The sequence below is a fragment of the Photobacterium lucens genome (genome assembly GCF_009873615.1).
GTDB lineage: Bacteria > Pseudomonadota > Gammaproteobacteria > Enterobacterales > Vibrionaceae > Photobacterium > Photobacterium lucens.
Window position 1 is genome coordinate 1 of the sequence record NZ_SSMG01000173.1, and the last position, 3,906, is coordinate 3,906.

The following is a 3,906-nucleotide window of genomic DNA, read 5'->3' on the forward strand; positions in this document are numbered from 1 at the left end:
GTAGAGATCCTTTATCGATATCTAATAATGAAAAATAAAATCCCTGCGTGTTTTAGGCTTGAATTTCGCATTCAAAATCCTCATATAACCTATTAAAGTGTGCTGCGTGCCCCTTTATTCACTTCTCATTAATTAATGCGCGCACAAAATATGCCCCCATAAGAATTTGGCGCATTAAGGATTATTATGATTATTCATGTTGGTATTATTGATCAGGACCCCGTCCGTTTGATCACTCCCTTGCTTGACGAAGCAGTCCCCGTTCGAAAAATGGTATTTATCGGGACTGAAATTCAGCGAGAACAATACGACCGCTTAGCTTCTATTTTGACACCAAGACACATCGATGTTGAATTCTTCGTTATTCCAGACATCATCAACATCAGCCAAATTCGCGACCGAATTCATCAACTCGCAGAACAGCTAAAAGACACGGGTTGTGAAGTTTGGTTTAACGCAAGCTGCGGCTTACGTCACCGTCTACTTTCCGCTTACGAAGTATTCCGCTCTTATCACTGGCCAATTTACGTTATCGAACCTTACAGTGATGAAATGTGCTGGCTATTCCCATCTGATCGCGAACAACAACAAGTTCAAGACCGCATTCAAATTACCGATTACCTGACTATTTTCGGCGCTCGTTGTGAGCTATCAGAAAACCCAATGCCTGAATCCCTAAACGCACAGCTTTGGGAACTTGGACAACGCTGGGCAAGTTCAGCCCTTGAATTAGGCCCAGGTTTAGCGACCTTAAACTACCTAGCAACAACCTGTCGTAAAGAACAAATCCTGCATGTAGAACTGAGTGAAAAGCAGCAAGGCTACAAAGAGCTCGGTACACTATTAGCAGATTTAGAAGAAACTGGCTTAGCCACTTATAGCGATGGCGTTCTCACATTCAAACACGAAGAAGCGCGTCGATTTGCTAATGGCGAATGGTTAGAAAACCTTGTTCACAGCACAGTACGTGCAATTCAAAACGAACTGCCAACAATCCAAGACCACTCATTAGGTGTGCAGGTTTACCGTAAGATCGGTGAGCGTGAGGTACGTAATGAATTGGATGTGGCAACTATCGTTAATAACAAGCTACACATCATTGAATGTAAGACTAAAGGCATGCGTGACGATGGTGATGATACGTTATACAAACTTGAATCACTGCGTGATCTATTAGGTGGCTTACAAGCCCGCGCAATGCTAGTAAGTTTCCGCCCACTGCGTCATCACGACTTAGTACGTGCACAAGATTTAGGTCTAGCAATCATTGGCCCAGATCAATTAGGCGATTTACAAACGCACCTTTACGAGTGGCTTAAAGGCGCAGGTGGTGAAGCACACATCCATAACCCTGCATAACCTTACGCTCAAAAAATAAAGCACGCATAAACAAAAAGACCTCACATTGAGGTCTTTTTTAGTTTCTAACTTTACTTAGATAACATTAAGCTACGCCATGTCCCTTTGAGGCTTCTAATAGGCGATACCATTGCTCATGGGTTAGATCGAGTTGTTGTGCTGCCACAGCGGCTCTCACACGCTCTATCTTGCCCGTTCCAAGTAATAATGCTGGTTTTGTTGGTAAACGCATTAACCATGCAAAGATCACCTGATCGATGCTGTCTGCATTTAACTCTTCTTTTAATACATTCAACGTATCACGCACACGACATGCTTGTTCTGAATCACCGTTATAAATATCGCCGCCAGCTAAACATGACCACGCCATAGGACGAACACGATGTTGCTGTAATTGCGCTAATGTGCCGTCTTCAATCGCTTGGGTGTGTAAAGGGTTAATTTCGATTTGATTGGTGACTAATGGCTTTTCAAGACGCGATTGCAATAAAGCAAATTCATCTTTCGAGAAATTTGATACCCCGAAATGTTTCACTTTGCCTGCTTGATACAGCTTTTCAAACGCGTTATTAATTTCATCAGCATCCATTAATAGATCAGGACGGTGAATAAGCAGAATATCGAGGTTATCAACACCTAAACGTTGCAGTGATTCATCGACCGAGCTCAAGATATGGCTAGCACGACTATCGTAGTACGCCACCTGAGATGTACCATTTACCTCTTTGCCCGGCACAATGCCACACTTAGAAATAATGGTCAGATCATCACGTACGCTTGGCTGTAGCTTTAATGCTTCACCGAATAACAATTCACAAGATGGTTTGCCATAAACAGGCGCATGATCAACCGTTGTAATACCTAGCTCCATATGCTGTTTAATAAAGGTTAATCGCTCTTGCGCTGTCATTCCCCACTGCGCCATACGCCAATAACCTTGAATAAAATCAGTAAACAAAGCGTCATTACGTAGTTGTTGGTTCTTCTCAGTCATCTTTACATCCATCTTGTATTTATCGTCAGCACAATTTGCGCTCACCGAACGTAACACAGGGATACAATGACTAAAGTGACAGGTTTCAAAGAATTTTGTTTGTTTACCACTTGCCTTCAAAACTAAGCATGGTGGTTGCTATACCACGTATAACTTCTGCGTAGCGTAAACACAGTCAACGCTAAGTAATACACCGCTAATATAATCGCAGGAAGTGCATCTCGATCTGACACACTGATAATGGAATACCCGCAGTACACAACAATAATGGCAGGAATAACCAAGGCAGGTTTTACCGAAGAATAAAGATTGGTAGCAAGAAGCACCACATGCGCTATTACTAAAATCAGTGGTAAGGTAATCATCAAAAACCACAACATAATCAATCCCTTTATCTATAAATAAGCATTACATCATAGCTCTGAACAAGGTTTGCGCCAATACGTTGTGGTTCGGTGATAGGTAACTATACCTGAGTGCTCTGGGTATAAAGGCAATTAAGCTACACCGTTGCTCCCCAAAGGTTATCTAATTCTGCTAATGGCTGATTTATATTAATCGATAATTCCACATAGCTGTGCGCTAACTTAATTTGGTGATCATCGTTAAAGTCACGTCCCCAGATATTTGGATCCGATAAATCAAATGGTTTTGGTATCACCTTTTTTAGCCCTGATTCAGGTTTTCGATCATTAAGCTCTAATTGAATCAGTGATTGTTGCGCCGCTTGCTGTGCTAATTCTTTGTAGCCTAGTTTATCGAGTAGAAATATTGCATGAGCATGAGTAATTCCATGCAATTTATCGCCAGAGAAAAAATGCTCATCAGTATTATGGTAAAGATCTTGTGTGCTGCGCTTCACGGCAAGAATACAAAGTTGATGAATATCTATCTTGCCTTTATTTGATAAGCTTGTCGGCTGGTATTGACGGTAATCCGTTAAGCCATAATAACGCCCCCAATTATCATCCATACAATTAATAATAAGTTTGGCAATATTGGTAACCATACGTTCAGTAACAACAACGTTATTATTAGTAACAGCATTTAAAAACAATGCGCCATAAATAATTCCATGACCTGAATGACATAATTGCTGTGCGTTGAGCGCAATGGCATTTACCACTTTACCGTAATCGGTAGTTTTAGGGCTAGCTGCTAATGGATTCATTAAATGCTGATTATCATCAACAAACTGCGCTAATCTTTCTTGCAAACTCTGCTTAGCTAAATCATTAAGCGCCCCACTGTGAAGTAGTGAATCGCCTGCCAGTAATGCTGCCCCAGTATGCCCTTGAAACCATGCGTTACTGTCAATTTCCACTACATTCGCTAACGCTAAAATCCCTTTATCAACAAACTGTGTCATTGTTTTTCTCCTTGCTTTAATTTCTGTAATTTCGCCATCAGCGAGGTTGATTTAAAGCAAGGATAAAACCTCAAGTTAGGTTGAGGTCAAATAAAAAATCACATACCGGTATCATTTTTAATCTTATCTTTCAAAATAAAAACAAATTCATACATATAGTTAAATTCATACTTTGAATTTAATA

Annotated in this window: 4 protein-coding genes; 1 reads left to right on the forward strand and 3 read right to left on the reverse strand. The window is 40.7% G+C overall.

Features of this window, described 5'->3' with window-relative positions; genetic code table 11:
* Window positions 1-186: 186 nt before the first annotated feature.
* Window positions 187-1,359 (forward strand): Card1-like endonuclease domain-containing protein, encoded by a 1,173-nt coding sequence (locus tag E5A76_RS08130; protein ID WP_023931735.1) that lies wholly within the window; start codon window positions 187-189, stop codon window positions 1,357-1,359.
* Between the two features lie 85 nt (window positions 1,360-1,444).
* Here the strand turns inward: E5A76_RS08130 and E5A76_RS08135 are convergent, their stop codons facing one another.
* From E5A76_RS08135 to E5A76_RS08145, 3 genes are all read right to left on the reverse strand, one after another.
* Window positions 1,445-2,353, reverse strand: coding sequence for an aldo/keto reductase (locus tag E5A76_RS08135; protein WP_161118603.1), 909 nt, complete (start codon window positions 2,351-2,353; stop codon window positions 1,445-1,447).
* 122 nt (window positions 2,354-2,475) lie between these two features.
* The gene (locus E5A76_RS08140) at window positions 2,476-2,733 is read right to left on the reverse strand and encodes a hypothetical protein (protein WP_161118604.1); all 258 of its coding nucleotides are present in this window, start codon (window positions 2,731-2,733) and stop codon (window positions 2,476-2,478) included.
* A 122-nt stretch (window positions 2,734-2,855) separates the two neighbouring features.
* Window positions 2,856-3,722, reverse strand: coding sequence for a hypothetical protein (locus E5A76_RS08145; protein WP_161118605.1), 867 nt, complete (start codon window positions 3,720-3,722; stop codon window positions 2,856-2,858).
* Window positions 3,723-3,906 lie beyond the last annotated feature (184 nt).